24 protein-coding genes are annotated in these 17,074 nt (G+C 42.8%); all 24 read right to left on the bottom strand.

What is annotated here, in order from left to right:
• Nucleotides 1–444 (bottom strand): DUF72 domain-containing protein (locus VMW39_03860; protein ID HUW23147.1); only part of this gene is annotated, 444 nt, incomplete at its 3' end.
• A 223-nt stretch (nt 445–667) separates the two neighbouring features.
• On the bottom strand, nt 668–1,141 hold the full coding sequence (locus tag VMW39_03855) for a transposase (protein ID HUW23146.1): 474 nt from the start codon (nt 1,139–1,141) through the stop codon (nt 668–670).
• 339 nt (nt 1,142–1,480) lie between these two features.
• Nucleotides 1,481–2,230 (bottom strand): radical SAM protein, encoded by a 750-nt coding sequence (locus VMW39_03850; protein ID HUW23145.1) that lies wholly within the window; start codon nt 2,228–2,230, stop codon nt 1,481–1,483.
• A 9-nt stretch (nt 2,231–2,239) separates the two neighbouring features.
• A complete protein-coding gene (locus tag VMW39_03845) occupies nt 2,240–2,977 on the bottom strand; it encodes a protein-L-isoaspartate(D-aspartate) O-methyltransferase (protein ID HUW23144.1) in 738 nt (245 codons plus the stop codon).
• Entirely contained in the window at nt 2,974–3,606 is a 633-nt protein-coding gene (locus tag VMW39_03840; protein ID HUW23143.1) for an archaemetzincin family Zn-dependent metalloprotease, read from the bottom strand. Before VMW39_03840 ends, VMW39_03845 begins: the two co-directional genes overlap by 4 nt.
• Nucleotides 3,607–3,609: 3 nt before the next feature.
• Nucleotides 3,610–5,532 (bottom strand): hypothetical protein, encoded by a 1,923-nt coding sequence (locus tag VMW39_03835; GenBank protein ID HUW23142.1) that lies wholly within the window; start codon nt 5,530–5,532, stop codon nt 3,610–3,612.
• Between the two features lie 46 nt (nt 5,533–5,578).
• A complete protein-coding gene (gene dtd, locus VMW39_03830; GenBank protein HUW23141.1) occupies nt 5,579–6,031 on the bottom strand; it encodes a D-aminoacyl-tRNA deacylase in 453 nt (150 codons plus the stop codon).
• 100 nt (nt 6,032–6,131) lie between these two features.
• Nucleotides 6,132–6,569 (bottom strand): TIGR00725 family protein, encoded by a 438-nt coding sequence (locus VMW39_03825; GenBank protein ID HUW23140.1) that lies wholly within the window; start codon nt 6,567–6,569, stop codon nt 6,132–6,134.
• Nucleotides 6,566–8,068 (bottom strand): nitrilase-related carbon-nitrogen hydrolase, encoded by a 1,503-nt coding sequence (locus VMW39_03820; protein HUW23139.1) that lies wholly within the window; start codon nt 8,066–8,068, stop codon nt 6,566–6,568. Before VMW39_03820 ends, VMW39_03825 begins: the two co-directional genes overlap by 4 nt.
• A gap of 31 nt (nt 8,069–8,099) precedes the next feature.
• On the bottom strand, nt 8,100–8,828 hold the full coding sequence (locus VMW39_03815) for a sulfite exporter TauE/SafE family protein (GenBank protein HUW23138.1): 729 nt from the start codon (nt 8,826–8,828) through the stop codon (nt 8,100–8,102).
• Between the two features lie 150 nt (nt 8,829–8,978).
• Nucleotides 8,979–9,458 (bottom strand): TspO/MBR family protein, encoded by a 480-nt coding sequence (locus VMW39_03810; protein HUW23137.1) that lies wholly within the window; start codon nt 9,456–9,458, stop codon nt 8,979–8,981.
• Between the two features lie 29 nt (nt 9,459–9,487).
• Nucleotides 9,488–9,691, bottom strand: a complete 204-nt coding sequence (locus VMW39_03805) for a DUF378 domain-containing protein (GenBank protein HUW23136.1) — start codon at nt 9,689–9,691, stop codon at nt 9,488–9,490.
• A 99-nt stretch (nt 9,692–9,790) separates the two neighbouring features.
• The gene (locus VMW39_03800; protein ID HUW23135.1) at nt 9,791–10,102 is read right to left on the bottom strand and encodes an SHOCT domain-containing protein; all 312 of its coding nucleotides are present in this window, start codon (nt 10,100–10,102) and stop codon (nt 9,791–9,793) included.
• Between the two features lie 219 nt (nt 10,103–10,321).
• Complete coding sequence (locus VMW39_03795) at nt 10,322–10,957, bottom strand: iron-sulfur cluster assembly scaffold protein (protein HUW23134.1); 636 nt, start codon at nt 10,955–10,957, stop codon at nt 10,322–10,324.
• 2 nt (nt 10,958–10,959) lie between these two features.
• A complete protein-coding gene (locus tag VMW39_03790) occupies nt 10,960–12,144 on the bottom strand; it encodes a cysteine desulfurase family protein (GenBank protein ID HUW23133.1) in 1,185 nt (394 codons plus the stop codon).
• Between the two features lie 13 nt (nt 12,145–12,157).
• On the bottom strand, nt 12,158–12,577 hold the full coding sequence (locus VMW39_03785; GenBank protein HUW23132.1) for a DsrE/DsrF/DrsH-like family protein: 420 nt from the start codon (nt 12,575–12,577) through the stop codon (nt 12,158–12,160).
• Between the two features lie 15 nt (nt 12,578–12,592).
• Nucleotides 12,593–12,814: a sulfurtransferase TusA family protein gene (locus VMW39_03780; GenBank protein ID HUW23131.1), complete on the bottom strand. Its 222-nt coding sequence runs from the start codon at nt 12,812–12,814 to the stop codon at nt 12,593–12,595.
• A 111-nt stretch (nt 12,815–12,925) separates the two neighbouring features.
• Nucleotides 12,926–13,312: a DUF302 domain-containing protein gene (locus tag VMW39_03775; protein HUW23130.1), complete on the bottom strand. Its 387-nt coding sequence runs from the start codon at nt 13,310–13,312 to the stop codon at nt 12,926–12,928.
• A gap of 195 nt (nt 13,313–13,507) precedes the next feature.
• Entirely contained in the window at nt 13,508–14,674 is a 1,167-nt protein-coding gene (locus VMW39_03770) for an MFS transporter (protein ID HUW23129.1), read from the bottom strand.
• A gap of 32 nt (nt 14,675–14,706) precedes the next feature.
• Complete coding sequence (locus VMW39_03765; GenBank protein HUW23128.1) at nt 14,707–14,865, bottom strand: DUF5668 domain-containing protein; 159 nt, start codon at nt 14,863–14,865, stop codon at nt 14,707–14,709.
• A gap of 14 nt (nt 14,866–14,879) precedes the next feature.
• Entirely contained in the window at nt 14,880–15,461 is a 582-nt protein-coding gene (locus VMW39_03760; protein ID HUW23127.1) for a LiaF domain-containing protein, read from the bottom strand.
• A 67-nt stretch (nt 15,462–15,528) separates the two neighbouring features.
• Nucleotides 15,529–15,819 carry a hypothetical protein gene (locus VMW39_03755; GenBank protein HUW23126.1) on the bottom strand — a complete coding sequence of 97 codons (291 nt, stop codon included), beginning with the start codon at nt 15,817–15,819 and terminating at the stop codon, nt 15,529–15,531.
• A gap of 18 nt (nt 15,820–15,837) precedes the next feature.
• Complete coding sequence (locus tag VMW39_03750; GenBank protein HUW23125.1) at nt 15,838–16,341, bottom strand: hypothetical protein; 504 nt, start codon at nt 16,339–16,341, stop codon at nt 15,838–15,840.
• Nucleotides 16,342–16,345: 4 nt separating this feature from the next.
• A partial coding sequence (locus tag VMW39_03745) for a hypothetical protein (protein ID HUW23124.1) occupies nt 16,346–17,074 on the bottom strand: 729 nt, incomplete at its 5' end.

Below are 17,074 nucleotides of genomic sequence, written 5' to 3'. Positions count from 1 at the left end.
GACTAAACGGAGACCCTGCCTTTTAATTTTCCTGAAGAACTTTTTCATATTCCTCTTATTTTCCACAGTGGGCTGGAAGCTGGGTGGCATCTGAAAAATAACTATTTTCGCTTCCAGAAGTTGGGCTATTTTCTGAGTCTTCTCCCACGCTTCAAAGACCATATCGGTTGGCTTGAAGAATCCATAGTATGGTTTCTGTTTATCCGGAATTGAATAGCCCAGTTTCCTGTAGGTCGGGCTGGATGGCAAGTGAGTTATCAACTGGGGAGCCTTTAAGGTAAATTCGAATACCTTAGGAGCCTCTTCCCTCCACTTAAGGACAGTTCCCAGCCTGGGGAACTGGTAAAAGGTTTTCTGTATTTCCAGAACTTCAAAATTCTCATAATACCTCGCCCTGGCCACGGCAAATCCACAACAACCAACCTTAACCATAACTACTCTCATTACATTTTCTTGGACTCCTTGCGAAAGCAAGGATTATTTCTGGACTCCTTGCGAAAGCAAGGATCCCTTTCATACCTCCCTTTCGGGAGGACTCCAAAATCCTGGACTCCTTGCGAAAGCAAGGGTCCCTTTCATACCTCCCTCTCGGGAGGACTCCAAAATCCTGGACTCCTTGCGAAAGCAAGGTTCCGGTTATACCTCCCTCTCGGGAGGACTCCAGTTCTCAATCACCTTCTTCCAAAGTAAAATCAATAATCGGGTAATCAAGAAAACAAGAATCCATCCAATCTTTTCCTTTTGTTTCAATATATGAATTGTAACTGGAAAAAAGGTAGTCCTCTATTTTGACCGTATAACCATGTTTCACTGGATTATGGTGAATATAGTTTATTCTTGTCCAAAAATCTCGCTCACTGCGGATACATCTATCCCAATACTGATACCATATCTTTCGGCCATTTTTATTTTCAACCTTATTCAGAAGACGGGAGGAATTAGCATGAAGATTGTTAATGAAACGACCAAGTTGTTTGCCCAATCCTACCTTGATGATCATGTGATAATGCTGATCAAGGAAAACCCATGCAACCAATTCAAATGAGAATTTCTCTATCGCCGTACGAAGACTTTGACCAAACATAGACTTCTTGTCTAGGGTATTAAAAAATCTTCTATTCTTAAATGTCTTCGTAGTAATAAAGTAGAACTTGTTATCCTGATAAATATGAGGAGGATGAAATCTTCTCGTCTAATTTTCCTCCCTTTCGGGAGGACTCCAAAATCCTGGACTCCTTGCGAAAGCAAGGTTCCGGTTATACCTCCCTCTCGGGAGGACTCCAAAAACTTGGAGTCCTTGCGAAAGCAAGGGTCCCTTTCATACCTCCCTTTCGGGAGGACTCCAAAATCCTGGACTCCTTGCGAAAGCAAGGTTCCGGTTATACCTCCCTCTCGGGAGGACTCCAAAATCCTGGACTCCTTGCGAATCGCGTAGGGGCGACCCTTGTGGTCGCCCGGACCTTTCGGGAGGACTCCAAGGCTAAAATATGGAAAAGCCAGCCTTTCTCAACCTTTTAACCGAAGTGTCATAGGGATCGCAAATCTCCTCTTCCAGATAGTCTTTATAGCCAACCTCCCTTAATTTTCTTACCATTTCCTTTCTTTCCTCTTTAGGCATCAACCGGGAATCACTCATTGGGGCCACCCGAAAGTATAAGCCTTCCTTCTTCAAGGTCTCCACAGCCAGATAGGGCAGTTCATAAAATTCACCCTTCCCCCCTGTCCTCCTCTCAAACCCTTCAGGAGTGCCAGCCTTTATGGAAACTCTGACATAGAGATTTCTATATTTCTTTAAAGCCCTGACATATTCTGGCTCTTTACCCAAAAGAACCCCATTTGTTTCCAGAAAAAAGAAGTAATTAGTATCCTCAACCAGGTCCAGAAGCCTGAGTAGATGCGCTTTCCCCAGAGTTGGCTCTCCACCGGATACGCGCAATTTCTTAACTTTTGCTCTTTTGGCATTAGAAAGGAGCCTCTCAAAAACCTCCTCAGGAGTAAAGAATTTTCCATATTTGTATGGGAAATCGCGGGAGAATGAAACCCAACAAAACACGCATCTCAAACAGCAACCCACAAGATAACCAGTAGAAATTCCTCCATATACCCCTGTACAGTAGAAATTCGTATATTTGCGGGAAGAACCCTTCATACATAACTTTTCCGTCTCCCTTGATAACTCGAGGGGATCGAAAGGAACAGAATCTTTGGTAATGAAGCCCTGATACTCCATTGTGTAAATTCACCTCTTCCGTTTTTCCACCTCATCCCCGGTCATAGGAACAAACCTGACAGGAACTACATTCCGCATAGTCACTTTTCCTTCTCTTTTTTCTACAAGCTTAAGAACCTGGGGAAACTGGGTTTCTCCTACAGGTATCACCATCCTGCCACCTTCGGCAAGTTGGTCAATTAGAGGCTGGGGAATATGCTCAGGTGCGCAGGTCACTATAATTCCATCAAAAGGCGCATACTCTTCCCATCCTAAATATCCATCACCACATCTTACCTTCACATTCCTATAACCCAAATTCTTAAGAAGCTCTTCTGCCCTTTCAGCCAATGGCCCCACTATCTCAATCGTATACACTTCCTTAGCCAGTTCAGATAGTATAGCTGCCTGGTAACCTGAGCCCGTACCCACTTCCAATACTTTCTCCTCGCCCTCCAGATTCAGACATTCTGTCATTAGGGCGACAATGTAGGGCTGGGAAATAGTCTGCCCTTCCCCTATAGGAAGAGGAGAATCCTCATAGGCAAAAGCTCTGTATTCTTCCGGGACAAACTCGTGTCTGGGAACCCTCTCCATTACTTCCAGAACCCGCTTATCCTTTATTCCCCTCTCCTCAATCTGTTCAACCACCATTACCTTTCTTTCCTTCTCCAGCTCCTTATAATTGACTCTGACCTCTTTTTTTCGGCAACAGTTGAGGACCATTAAACAGGATATTATCAAAAAAAGAATAATTTTTTTTCTCATCTTAGCTTTATCTCCAGTTTTTCTCTGCACTGTTCACAAAAATCTGCTCCTTTTATATCAGTGTCCCGAATATCATTGGAAAAGCGCATCACACATTTCGGATTGTCACAATGCCTTAAACCGAAAGTATGTCCCAATTCGTGAGTCGCTTCCGTAAGTGCCCTCTTAAAGAAGAGTTCTTCATTTTTACTATTTCCGTAAAACTCTTCCCGCAATCGAGTTAAAGAAATCAAAGCCGCATTTCTACCCAGGTCTGCCTGACCAAAGATAAAGTTCAGTGCGGGAACGAAGATGTCCACATCGAGAACACCTAAGACTTTCTTTCCATCTTCCGAGATATTTTGCTTTAATTCTTCCAGGATAGGAGTGGCAAAATATTGTCCCCGCCGAGGCCTATAAGCATCTTCAGAAAGTGGCAATGGCTCACCCACCTCAAACACTGCCTCAAACTTCTCTCGCAAAACCCAGGACAATTTCAAAAGGACATCTTTCTCAACATCTCCAATTGGTATAAGATAAATCTCCATTTCCACTCCTTTTTTTCCACCTTTTTCTCCTTCTGAGAAACACCCTGTAAGGAAAATTAATAATAAACATATTAGAATTACTTTTACCAGCCATTTACCCATATTTTATTCCAACATTGCAAATGTTGTGGCAGGAAACAGAAGGGGTTCCTCAATCAAGCTCAGATATTTAAAAGCATAACTGGGAAATTCACCAGATTCCCACTCTGTCCTTGAGGCTACCATATGTCGAAATCCCCGTTCATAATCGAACTCATTTATCTTTAACTTGAATTCCACTCTCTCACTCTCCCCAGGAGCCAGGGATTTTATCTCTTTATAATTTCCAGAAACAATTTTAATTCCTTCCTGAGGCAGTATAGAAACTTCTATCTTCTTCACCTCAAGGGGGCCACAATTTTTCACCACTACATTTGCAGAAAACTCTGTATTGAAAAGAACCTTCTCGGGAATCTCAATCTCAATGTGGACAGGAGTTATCTCCCATTCTTCCCTTAGTCGGGAAAAACTGGAAGCGCCAGCCAATACCCACTCTTGAGACGGATATGGGCCCTTCCTTCCCCATAGAGCCCGCGCTAAGTCATGAGTAAATATTCCTGAGACCAGTCCATCTCCATAGATATTCTCCATTGCTTTTAATGTCCGTTCATAAAAATCCTCCGGACCAGCAGGATTCAGAGTATATTGATGGAGTGGCCAATCATAATCATCGCCAACAATCAAATTGGCATCTCCCCTGTTTACATAGTCCTTCCAGTCCTCAATCAAGCAATCTAACTGCTTAAGGTCTGCCTCGTAGAGCATTATTGCGATGATGTCTACACCAGCATCGTTCTTCATCACCACATCCTGACCATGCTGCCAGCCCTTCTCCCAGCTCAGATTGAACACCCACAGAGGCTTGGTAAGACCCGTTTCCTCTTTTATTCTCTTCAATACTATTGCTGCCTGTCTTGCCCTCCACCAATTCCACTGGTCTATGAGCGGGATATCCCTTCCCCGTGTACGCTCCACTATCCTGCCCAACCACTCCATCCGTTCTCTTTTAGAAAATTCTTCCCACTTCTCAGGAACATCCACTTCCATTTCTCTAACAAACTCATCCACCAACTCCAGCCCACCTTTTGCTGTGCGAATATAATCAAACCCTACATAATCGATTTCTTCAATTTTATTTAATCTTTTGATAAATTCAATTATGTCTTCTATCCGCTTCTTATCCCCGATAGAGATACCACGGGTAGGAATAGATTTCTCCAGCTTATATTCATAACCCCACCCATACTCATAATTAGCCCTATATCTTCTGGGGCCAAGGACGATGTAACACTGAACCCAATAGCCAAAATCGATACCCCTCTTCTCAGCCTCTTTAGCTAAATCATCAATAAAATCGAGATTTTCATTGTTCCAGGGAAAATCATCAGGCAACTTCTCCGCATAAGCTGAAGTCTGACCTGCCATATACCAGAAAGTATTAGCTCCAGAAAACTCTACCCAATCGAAGAGCTTCTTCCAATCGCCCCATTCTCCATCCGGTCCCTTTACCCTCATTGTCTTCAATGGACGCATGTTCTCCATAGTCATAACAGATAAGCCAGGATTCAACTTTTGAGGCTTCCGACGGGCAATGAAAAATTTACATTCCCCGAGACGCATTCTCTCTTTCAGTTCAGAAGATAACCAGATTTCAACCCTGTACTCTCCCTCAGGAGCATTCCAGGGGACTGGCCATCTTCCTTGCCAGCGACCATTCTTCTCATCATATTTCAATTCCACAGACCATCTCTTACCAATCGTAGAAACAGGAGATATTCCCCTGTAGATTATGGCAGGGAGAATTCTCTGTTTAAAATCTTCTTTAAAGTGTCTATTTCTTATTCCAGCAGAAATGTCAACGAAGTCGTAATGGAGATGGGTCTTCTTCTCTGTTTCCAGGTAGATATCTGGTTGTGACCAGCGGTAGGCGACCAGGATAACCATAATCACTACGATTGAAAATAATATAAGGAAAGTTCTTTTTCGCACTATTCCTCAAGTCTCCTCTCCCCTCCGGGGATAGGGTGAGGGGGTTTCATTTACTCTCCAGAAGTATCGTCACCGGCCCATCATTACGAATATCAACCAGCATCCGAGCCTGAAACTCCCCAGACTTAACCTCTACTCCTTTTGCTTTCACCTTTTCCATAAATTTTTCATATAGACCTTCTGCTATCTCTGGTGGGGCAGCAGAAGTGAAATCGGGCCGTCTCCCCTTTCTACAATCTCCATACAGGGTAAACTGGGAAATAACCAGAATTTCCCCTCCCACATCGAGAATAGAAAGGTTCATTCTATCATTCTCATCAGGAAAGACACGCAGGTTAGAAATCTTCTCCGCAAGATATTCAGCATCCTCATCGCCATCCTCTTTTCCCACACCGAGAAGAACTACCAACCCTTTTCTAATTTTATTTATCTCTCTCAATGATTCATTTTCCTTAACACTCACTCTCGCTTCAGATACTCTCTGAACAATTGCTCTCAATTCTCCCTCCCACAAATACTATTTTTGCCCTTGTTCTTTCATCTTTTTCTCCTCTCCCCTCGGGGGAGAGGATTAAGGTGAGGGGGGACGTGAACCCTTCTTATACCTTTTCTATCTCCTCCATTGCCTCATCCACACTTCCCACAGAAATTACACCTTCAATATCCCAGGTATTGATTCCCACCACCTTCTTGCTTGTGGCAAGAGCCAGTCCAATCTCAGATAAAGTCCCATACCTTCCGTCCACAGCAATCAAAACATCAGCAGTGCGCGTAATAATTGCATTTCGAGCATGACTCATTGCCGTGACAATGGGTATATCCACAAAGCGATTAGCGTCATTTTTATCTCTGCCTGGAAGAATACCTATTGTCAAACCCCCTCCATCCTTCGCTCCCCGACAGGATGCTTCCATCACCCCTCTCAATCCTCCACATATAAGAATATGCTTTTTCTCGGCAATCCTCTTTCCCACTTCATAAGCAACTTTAGCCATTTCCCGACTACAATAATTCCCACCAATAACAGCCACAATCATCTATTTCCTCGCTTTCCTTTACCTAAAAAGAACTTCACCCCCAACCCAACCACTAATCCACCTAAACAAACATAGGGGAAGACCCAACCATAATGGTGATAAAAGGTTATTCTATTATTGACCGAAATCTTACCAACCAAAATTCCTTCTACCCCGATGGGCAGAGAATCTGTTACCCGTCCATAAGGGTCGATAATTTGTGACATTCCAGAAGAAGCTGCCCGAACAATCCATCTCCTCGATTCCACAGCTCGTAGGGGAGCCATCGACGAACGCTGGAGATGTTCCCATTTGCCCCAAAAAATTGGGTCAAGACCGGGCACGAAAAACATCTCTGCTCCCGACCTTACCATTGTGCGAGTAACATCCACATAATCCAAATCAAAACAGATTTGTATTCCAACCTTACCATGATGGGTTTCAAAAACCCTACAATCATTTCCTTTCTCAAACGCACCCTCAATAAAATGTACCAGATGGATTTTAGTGTGTTTACCAATTATTTCTCCTTGAGGAGAAAAGAGTAAAGCGTAGTTTTCAAATTTCTTTTTGCCAAAGCCGAAGAATTCAAGAAATCCAGTAACCAAATAGGCCTTGCTGTCTTTGGCTAAATCGACAAAAGAGGCCAGTCTCTTCTCCTTTTCACCGGGGAGCAAAAAAGCCGAAAGTTCCGGCCAGACTATAAAATTGGGTGTTTCTTTTATTGCCTTCCTTGTTGCAGCAATCAATTTGTCTTGAATAAAAGATTCATCCTGAATAGCTGCAACTCCAATTTCCTTGGCTCCCGGGTCCCCTTTCAGGTGGGTTCTGGCTCCAATAACCCAATTTCCCCAGTAAAGAACGATGCCCATGATAATGATTATGATAATTAGCGGAGAGAGATGCCGCCTCCATTTGAAGCCAGCGTCCGAGCGTTTAACAAGCAAGCTACGAAAAACAACGCCGTTTACCAGGACAATAAAAAATGATAGTCCATAAACCCCGCCCAAACTAGCCAATTGAAGTAGAGGTAGATGGTCCCACTGTGAGTAACCCAGTGCCAGCCAGGGAAACTTCAACCACCATAATTCAGAACGAAAGAACTCCACTGCCACCCAGCACACAGGAATGAAAAGAAGAAGACCCTTTAAAGATAATGACCTCCGTGAAGGAGAGGTGAGTTGTTGTTTTGTCGGCTCCGGTAACGACGGGTTACTCAAATCTGAATATATATATTTTACCAAAAATGAGAAGATCCCTATAAAAATAGCCAATAAACATATCAATCCAATGGCCAGTAACCCAAAAAGTTTAAAAAACCAGTTTAAACTTATTCCATAAAAAACAAGGCCGGTCAAACTACCAACAATAACTGCTTCCTTTGGGCTTTTTGAAAAGTAAATAGCAAAAAACAGAGGTACTAAGGCAAACCAAATCAAAAAAGAGAAGTTAACTGGAGGAAATGATAAAACTAAAAGAATCCCTGCACTAATCCCCAAAATGCAATTCTTAATTGACATCCGACCTCCGTCACAAAACCCGATCCCATTCTCATAATAGAGCAGAACATATCGTTCTTATACTCAAAGCCATAATTAATAATCCGACCATTATCATTAATGCCCGGGAAGGGAGCCTCTTGCACACATAAGCTGCCAGAGGAGCAGCCATAACTCCCCCAATGATTAAACCGACGATTATCTGCCAATGTACTAATCCGATTATTGTCAAAAAAGTTGCCACTTCAGCTACGGTTACGAAAAACTCTGCCAGGTTAACCGAACCAATCGAGAATCTGGGATTATGTCCTCTGGCTACTAAAGTAGATGTTACTATCGGGCCCCAACCGCCACCTCCAATCGCATCGAAGAATCCCCCGGATACTCCTAACGGTAATAGTTTGGTTTTCACTTCTTTCTGTTCAACTTTTTTGAATGCTTTTCGAAGTATAATCAAACCCATTATAAGCAAGTAGAACGCAACAAAGGGCTTTATCGTTTTTCCCGGCACAACAGTAAGAATATATGCTCCTAAAATTCCTCCAATTATTCCGGGAATCAAGAGCTTCTTGAACAGTTTCTTATCCACATTTCCAAACTTTAAGTGCGCAAGCCCAGATATACCGCTTGTAAATACTTCTGCAGAGTGAACACTTGCACTTGCTGCCACCGGTGGTATGCCCATGCTTAGTAAGAAAGTAGTTGAAGTGACTCCATATGCCATTCCCAGAGCGCCATCAATTATTTGAGCGATAAATCCTACAATTATGTAGACAATCATACTTGAACCCTTATGAGATGATAGTAAGAAACAACAATCAGTTATTTTACTAAACTTAATCCAATACGTCAAACTGATATTTTGGGAAAATTGCTAAACCGGTGTGACTCGTAACATTCATGGAGGGATATTAAGGTATGTTCACTAGGCTCAGGGATTAAGCTTCATTATGTAAAAATTCAGAACTGCTGCAAAACTTACCCAGAAGAGATATGGCAGAAGCAACAAGCTCGCTGTCCTGGAAATCTTTAAGAAATATAGAATTGTGAACAAAATCGCAAGCCAAAGTATTACTATCTCTACAAAACCGTAAAGCGGGGATTGCAATTTGAAGAAAAAGAATGACCAGAATATGTTTAGAACAAGTTGGATTCCAAAAATAGATAGAGCTATACTTACCTGCCTGTTTGCCAGTCCTTCACGCCATATCAAATAAGCAGATATACCCATTAGCAGAAAAAGTATAGTCCAGACAGGAGCAAAAAGCCAGTTGGGCGGGGTAAATGCTGGTTTTTGCAAAGTAGCATACCACGTTGGGATTGAAGCACGAGTGAATGCTGAACCAACAATCCCCGCCAATTGGCACACAAGAATAGAAACAATGAGTCTGGAGATACTCGCAATTTTCATAAGCTTACGTCTTCCAGCTCTCTCCATCATTATTTGCTCAGCTTCCCCAATGTTCCCAAAGTGTAAATAGCGGAGAGACCAACCAGAATGTACACAATGCGTGACAAGGCCGACATCATGCCAAAAATAGCAGCAACCAGGTCAAAATCAAAAAGACCAACCAATCCCCAGTTCAATCCGCCAACGATAATCAATATCAGAGCTACCCATTGCAGCGAATTTAGCTTTGGCATATTTCTCACCCCCTTTCCTTAGACCTACGATGACTTTCCCAGCCATATCTGTCTCTATATGCTACCTGTAACCGCCAAGACTTTTTGCCCTGCCACCGCTTAACTTTCCAAATCTTTCTTCATTTTATCGAATTCTTCTTTCGTAATTTCACCCTTAGCATAACGTTTCTTTAAAATTTCCATGGGAGTCTCTCTATAAGGACTCTCTGGACCTTTCGATTTTGTAGCTTGTACAACAAGGTAAATCGCCACGCCAATCACAATCAGAAATATTATCCACATAAAGATTCCTCCAAATCCGCAATTCGTCATATGACCCCAATAACCCATGTGTCCGCCATAATTGCCCTTAGCGAAAACTCTACCCGAGAAGGATAGAATCATTGCCAACAGCAAAAATAATTTTTTCATTGTCTCACCTCCTTACCATAACTAACCATCTTCCCACCCTACTATGGCTTCTAACAGGTACAATCATCGTAGGGTTTACCACATCCTTCGCAGACTCTGTTCACTATCTTCTTCCCGCACTTACACAGTGTGCAACCACAAGTCTTACACATATTTCTCGCCCCCTTTCATAATAAGAAATAAATTGTCGAGTTTTTCTTCCAATAATTTTTTGAGAGCTTATTCCGTAAACTCAACCACTAATTTCTTCACATCCCACAGGTGCTCTATCTTATCCACGATTTCTTCCTTGATGGCGGAAGCAAATTGGTGATTGGCAGGCAGGTTAATCACCACCCGCACGGTTCCATCCTTTACCTCTATGTCCTTGACCAAATTTGTGCGCACCAGACTCAACCCGCTTATGGGGTTAATAACCTTCTTCAGACGCTTACGCACCTCCTCCACCGTGGTAGGCTTCCGATTCTTAACCAGGCCATGGCGCTCTTCGTAGTTTTGGATGGCCGAACGCAACCCTTCTACCGCCAGCACCGAGCAGTGAACCTTGATCGGCGGAAGCCCTCCCAGAGCTTCCGAAGCCTGCTTCCAGGTAACCTTCCTGGCCTCGTCAATGGTCTTACCTTTGGCCAGCTCGGTGATAATGGAACCGGTAGCAATGTTAGAAGCGCAACCGTAAGACTCAAATTTGACGTCGGCGATGCGCCTGGTCTTGGGGTCGACTTTTATATAAACCGCCACCATATCGCCGCAAGCCGGGCTGCCCTCCACTGCCTTACCGTCGGGATTCTTAATCTTACCTACGTTGCGGGGGTGGCGAAAGTGTTCCAGCACTTTTTCACTATATGGGAATTTCATTTCTAATCCTCCTCCTGTTCTTCTTCTTTACCCAAAGGACTGATAATTCTTAGCTCCCGTACCACCTCGGCTAGTGTCTCCACCACGGCGTCTACATCTTCGATAGTGTTATAGCGCCCGAACGTGAAGCGCACCGATCCGTGTGCCCTTTCGTGGTCACCACCTATCCCAAGGATAACGTGGCTGGCCTCTAAAGAACGGCTGAAGCAGGCCGAACCGGTGCTCACGGCAAAGCCCCGCATATCCAGATGCAGAGTGATGGATTCACCCTCCACTAAGTGGAAGGTGATGTTGACGTTCTGGGGAATCCTCTTCCGGCGGTGACCGTTCAGGGTAGTGGATGGTATCTCAGCAAGCACCCGCTCAATGAGGTGGTCACGCATAGCCTCCAGCCTCTCGTTCTCTTCGGGGGTAACCAGTTCTACCGCTTTAGCAAAGCCCACCGCCCCGGGGATATTTTCTATCCCCGCGCGCAGGTCAAACTCCTGGAAGCCACCGTCCACCCACTTGGAAATGGGCGTGCCCTTGCGGATGTAAAGACCACCGATACTCCTGGGTCCGTGGATTGTATGGGCTGAGACGGTGATTAAATCCATCGACACCTTCTTAACATCCAGAGGCACTCTGGTGAAAGTGTGGGTGGCATCGGTGTGGAAAAGCACTCCTTTTTCCCGACATATGCGAGCGATAGTTTCAATGTCCTGGATTGTGCCAATTTCCTGGTTAGCATGCTGGACGGAGACCAGGACGGTCTCATCAACGATGGACTCTCTGAGCTGGTCCAGGTTCACAAAGCCATCATTATCCACGTCCAGATAAGTCACCCGGAAGCCCTGTTTTTCCAGAGCTTTGGCGCTGTGAAGGACAGGGAAGTCCTCGATTTTGGAGATGATAATGTGCTTACCTTTTTTCTCGCCAAGAGCAAGTGCTACCCCCTTTAGAGCTATGTTACTGGATTCAGTGCTTCCTGAGGTGAAAATCAATTCCTTCTGGGAGGCCCCCAGAACATTGGCAAGAACCCCCCTGGCCTTGTCCAGCGTCTCCCGAGCTTCTATACCCTGGGAGTAGCCGAATTCCGATGTGGCAACGGCATAGACATCAAAGAAGTATGGCTTCATCACCTCCAGCACCCGCTCATCCAGCCGGGTGGACGCTGCATTGTCCAGGTAAACAACTTTGTCCAACATATCATCCTCACTATTATATGAACAGGGTTATTGTTGATTCCCTTGCTTCTTGTATGTAAACTCCCACAGCGCCGTAATCGTCTATCAGGTCCTGGCGCAAGTCCTTCTGTTTTATTCCCATTATCTCCATTGTCATTTCACAGGCAATGATTTTACCTCCAAGTTCCTTGAAGTCCTGCAGGAGCTTCTCTAAAGAAGCCATTCTGACCTTTTTCATCCGACGCCTCACCATCCACTTGCCGAGGCCCAGGAGATTCATCCTGGAGAGAGACCCTTTTTCCAGCCCCCCTTTCTTGAGACGCTGGAGCCCCCAAAAGGTGAAGTAAAGTGACACTTCCATCCCCATTGAAAGCGCCCCGTTGCCTATGATAAGGGCACTGTACAGCTTGTCCATGTCGCCACTATGAACTATTAGGGTAGCTTTATCGGCCATAGTTTCCCCTCCTTTTCATCTGCGTATCCTGATTTTCCACACTTCTCCTTCCTGTTGCACCTCCATCAGTTCCAGCCCCAAAGCCTTAACCGCCATTGGTATCTCTTTCTTAGAAGGTGGATGGTTCCCGATAACCTCCACTATATCCCCTGGTGATGCTTTTCGCAAAGCCTTGCGGGTCTCCACTAATGGTACCGGGCAAGTCTCACCTCTCACATCTACTTTTATCTCAGCCACTTCTCATTACCTCCATACAGGTTTCAATATACTCTTTTAATAAGAATTTTTGATATTTCCCTCGCTTTTTTCTTCCTATTTTGTTTTTATAGTTGTTCTGTCGCTTTCTGACTATATAGAATAAAAAACATTTTTTAATTTTGTCTCTACCTGCGTTGCAATCTGTTTCAACTCTTCATTCTCAATCATTCGCATCGCCACTGTCGGTTTGATAATCGAAACCACAGTTTTATCTTCTTTCTCATACACAATAACATTACAAGGAAGCATTAACCCTATATTTTCTTCAGCAACAATAGCCTTGTGAGCGCTGGCTGGATTACAAACCCCCAGAATCACATATTTCTTGAAGTCAATGCCCAGTTTTTCCTTGAATTTTTCCTGAACGTCGATTCTAGTCAAAATTCCAAAGCCCTCTTTCTTTAATTCTTCGGTTACTACTGCTATCACCTCCTCAAAGGGTAGTTTTACTTCTTTGGTAAATCCATAATTAATCATTTCTTGCCTCCTTCCTTGTACCGATAAAAAAGCCCCAACTTTCGTTAGGGCTTCTTTGCCTTTATTTTGCCGCCTTTGTCAATTATAATTGACCCAACGGAAATTCGTGTTTCACCTTATTTGCTAACTTTCCGTTCCCATCCTTCTTTAATATATGATATTACCTACCTTTTGTCAATATTTTTTTCTCCCGGATTAAGCTGACTCCCAGGACATGCGACCTCGTCTGACATAATGGTAAAAGACAAACGTACCCAAAAGGCTTATCACTCCCGCCACAAAGAACACAGGTTTCACCCCTAAAGTATCCATAACTACACCTGCTATTAACGGCGCCACTATCATACCCACGCTCATCGCTGTATTGAATAGTCCCATGGAAACGCCCATTCCTAATCTTTGACCCACTTCTACTGTTATAGCTGCTGCAGAAGGCATCGATACCGCACCGCCAAGCCCCATAAGAGAAGCGATAAGAAATAACTCCCAAAAATTACGAGCAATTGGTGTCAGTAACAATGCCAGCGCCCCCACACTCGAACCTATCAACACCAAAAAAAACTTATTATACCTATCTGCTAACCTACCAAATGGATTCTGTAACAAGGCAATAAGAAATATATGAGAAGAAATTATTATTCCCACCTGAGATGAAGTTATATCTATTCTGGAAGCAAAAATCGGCAGAAACGCCATTATTCCACCTCTTCCCATCGCAGTAATAACTCTATAAAGAAGGAGTCCTCTCATAACATTATTTTTGATGATTTCCTTAAATGGAACTGGATTGTTCGTTTTCCTTATTCCCGAAAACCTCATATCCGGCAAAAATATCAACGTTATCAAAAATGCGATTGCTGTTAAACCTGCCATCGCGTAAAATACTGATGCAATTCCAAAAGAATCATTCAGAATACCACCCAGAAAAGGACCAGAACCCATCCCTAAAAGAAGTGACATATTGAATGTTCCCATATACCTGCCCTCTTTCCCTTTTTCTGCACTCTCCCCGACATATGCCATTGCCACAGGAATAACCATCGCCGATGCAAGTCCGTGGAAAAACCTGACAGTCGTTAGATAGTAAACATTACCAGCCAGGATATATACCAAGGAAATTACAGAATACAATAACAATCCCAATGTTATAAATCTCTTCCTCCCTTTTCTGTCAGAGAGTTTTCCAATTATTGGCATAAAAAATGCGCGGGAAAGGGAATAACCGGAAAATATTATCCCCAACCATATACCACTTGCCCCTAAACTTTTTGCGTAAATCGGCATCAGGGGCGCAATAATCCCCAATCCCAGCATTGCCGCAAATACTGAGATAAATAGAACACTAAATATTCTTTTTTTCATAAAACCTTTATCTTTCTATTGACTCCTTTTATTTAATCTCTATGCTGTTTTTTACGACCAAAAAGCATCGAAATACCAGCAACTACAATAATCAACGGCCAGAGAACATCCCAGAAATTCCCAGCAAGCACTCCTAAATTTTTTAATAGAAATAATACACCTACAACAATTACCAGCAAGCCAATGTACATGTTTACCCCCTTTCTTAATTATTTACTACTACTTCTCCCATAGAATGTTTAATCAGTAAAGTCAATTTGGAAGGCGAAGTTTCAAAAGTATCAGACTTATACTCAACCTCCGGAACGAAACCGGACTGCCGGTTTTCAAAAATCTTCACCTCACCCATAAAAACTTTCGCTTTAATCATGAGCGGCTGTTCTTTATTTGCTTTTATTTTCACACTGGCCATTTTAGACAATATCTTTAAAATATTGTGGCCTTCCGGTATGATTGCGTCCCGAATATCAAACGACGCTTCCCCAAGCACCAGCTCAATTTTCCCGGAACGCAATTCCTTCCCCTTGAAATCAAAATCATAAGAGCCAAACTTACGACTTATTCTTATCTCACCCCCTTCCACTTCCGGCTCCACTTCTTCTTTTTCCCACCGGAACTCACGACGAACTTTCCGAGAAATGCGAATCGCTCCTATCCCCAATACAATCAACACCAATGGCCAGTAAGTCCTGATAATCCCTGATATCCCCACATCCACTACATTAATATTTTTCAACAGGAACAGTAATCCCAACAACAAGATTACCAACCCAGCTACAATCTTCACAATCTCTCCTCTCGTCTCCCCTCTGGGGACAGGACCAAGGTGAGAGGAATTTCCTCTAACTATTTAATCATTTCATCTCTTCAACTACATAAGGAGCCCTATTATCCGGCGACTCCTTCTTTATTTTTAACTTAAGCCCTGTGAATTTACCGCCATTCTCCTCCACCATCGGGGTTAGTGAATCCGCAAGTGACTTAGCACTGATATACATACTTTTTGTCCCTTCTTCTCCTTCCACTTTGACATTTACAACAGGCGCAAATCCCCGAAAAGTGTTCACCACAAACGGCTCACTCACAATCTCCAGTGCAACTTCTTCCACACCAAATCGCATAAATTCTTTCTTTTCCTGTTCCATTCTCCCCCCTTTCTAAAATTATTCTTCTAAAGTTATAATCTCTTTACAATAAGGTGTATAAGGCCTTATACTATCATAATTTCTATCAAATTTCAATCTCGGATTAATCCTGGAAAGAAAAATTTGCACCGGCTTATGGTACACCTTCTTACAAACTACCCTCGTATCCAAACCAAACTTTTTACATCCCTCCAAAACAGGACAATAGTTCCACCACCTCATTACCATTTTCTTATCTGTTTTGTCAACCACCTCCCCATCTTTCGGAGGCGAAATCCCCAAATACTCCTCATAAAAAATCCTGTAACCATCCTCAAAAACAACCCCCGTCCTCTCCATCTTATCCAGCCTCTCATCCAACCACCCCAACCTCTTCTCAATCACACACCTCTCCAAATACCCCAAAGCCTTCTCCAATCCCACCTCATCACCAATCGACAAAACGGCTTGAAACAACCCATTAAAGTCCCTTTTCTTGTTTTGATATTTTTCCAAAATAACCTGATAATATTTGTCTTTCATAATTCTAAATTTCAAGATACTCAGGATATAATTTTCTTAGGATAGAGTTAATGTTACTACACAAAGTCCTTTGATTTTTTGTTTTTGGTTTAATAGATTTAAATGTGACAATCCAGTCCTTTATCCAAAAATAATGGATATTCTCATTGAGATTTTTTATTAAACCATAAAAAACTTCAAGAAAAGCCTCATCGCTATAGTCTCTTAATATCTCAAATATTTCTCTTCCTGGTTCCCAAAGTTGCACCGGTTTTCCTGCACCTTTGTAGTAATTAATTTCCTTATCAAAGGCTGTCTTGAGCAGTTCTTTATGTCCTTCATATTTACTACGCCAAGTTAAAGTAATTTCCAACGTTCTATAAAGATCTTCAAAGACTTCTTTCTGATACTCATTAAATAGTAATTTCCAGTATTGTTCTATTTTTTCAAAATTATTTGTTTTTTCCTTATTGTCATCTTCGGCTGTTATCCAAAATTCTCGGGAGAAACTTTCTCTAAATGTACTTCTTTTTTCGCATATCTCTCTTAACTTTTTCTTGAAAAAATTTGAATCGAAGGACTCATCCCGGTTAAATTCAGCAAAATATATAAATAAAAAATAAGCTTCCGTTTGTTCATGGTCCTCAAAGAATTTGAGAATCCTTTTTGCCTCATCTGTAGTCAAATCCCGTATATATGAGAATATGGAAACTAAATATCTCAACATTGACTTTGGTTTTGCCTCTTTTAACTT

The sequence above is a fragment of the bacterium genome, from assembly GCA_035530055.1.
Classification (GTDB): domain Bacteria; phylum UBA6262; class WVXT01; order WVXT01; family WVXT01; genus WVXT01.
This window is presented reverse-complemented; position numbering and strand designations above follow the sequence as displayed.

Bases quoted from the DNA above. Each gene is read 5' to 3' on its own strand.
- VMW39_03825 (HUW23140.1), bottom strand. From the start codon at position 6,569: ATGATTGTGGCTGTTATTGGTGGGAATTATTGTAGTCGGGAAATGGCT.
- VMW39_03845 (HUW23144.1), bottom strand. From the start codon at position 2,977: ATGAGAAAAAAAATTATTCTTTTTTTGATAATATCCTGTTTAATGGTC.
- VMW39_03805 (HUW23136.1), bottom strand. From the start codon at position 9,691: ATGCCAAAGCTAAATTCGCTGCAATGGGTAGCTCTGATATTGATTATC.
- VMW39_03850 (HUW23145.1), bottom strand. From the start codon at position 2,230: ATGGAGTATCAGGGCTTCATTACCAAAGATTCTGTTCCTTTCGATCCC.
- VMW39_03785 (HUW23132.1), bottom strand. From the start codon at position 12,577: ATGGCCGATAAAGCTACCCTAATAGTTCATAGTGGCGACATGGACAAG.
- VMW39_03815 (HUW23138.1), bottom strand. From the start codon at position 8,828: ATGATTGTCTACATAATTGTAGGATTTATCGCTCAAATAATTGATGGC.
- VMW39_03795 (HUW23134.1), bottom strand. From the start codon at position 10,957: ATGAAATTCCCATATAGTGAAAAAGTGCTGGAACACTTTCGCCACCCC.
- VMW39_03770 (HUW23129.1), bottom strand. From the start codon at position 14,674: ATGAAAAAAAGAATATTTAGTGTTCTATTTATCTCAGTATTTGCGGCA.
- VMW39_03750 (HUW23125.1), bottom strand. From the start codon at position 16,341: ATGAAAGACAAATATTATCAGGTTATTTTGGAAAAATATCAAAACAAG.
- VMW39_03840 (HUW23143.1), bottom strand. From the start codon at position 3,606: ATGGGTAAATGGCTGGTAAAAGTAATTCTAATATGTTTATTATTAATT.
- VMW39_03765 (HUW23128.1), bottom strand. From the start codon at position 14,865: ATGTACATTGGCTTGCTGGTAATTGTTGTAGGTGTATTATTTCTATTA.
- VMW39_03800 (HUW23135.1), bottom strand. From the start codon at position 10,102: ATGAAAAAATTATTTTTGCTGTTGGCAATGATTCTATCCTTCTCGGGT.
- VMW39_03820 (HUW23139.1), bottom strand. From the start codon at position 8,068: ATGTCAATTAAGAATTGCATTTTGGGGATTAGTGCAGGGATTCTTTTA.
- VMW39_03790 (HUW23133.1), bottom strand. From the start codon at position 12,144: ATGTTGGACAAAGTTGTTTACCTGGACAATGCAGCGTCCACCCGGCTG.
- VMW39_03775 (HUW23130.1), bottom strand. From the start codon at position 13,312: ATGATTAATTATGGATTTACCAAAGAAGTAAAACTACCCTTTGAGGAG.
- VMW39_03810 (HUW23137.1), bottom strand. From the start codon at position 9,458: ATGAAAATTGCGAGTATCTCCAGACTCATTGTTTCTATTCTTGTGTGC.
- VMW39_03755 (HUW23126.1), bottom strand. From the start codon at position 15,819: ATGGAACAGGAAAAGAAAGAATTTATGCGATTTGGTGTGGAAGAAGTT.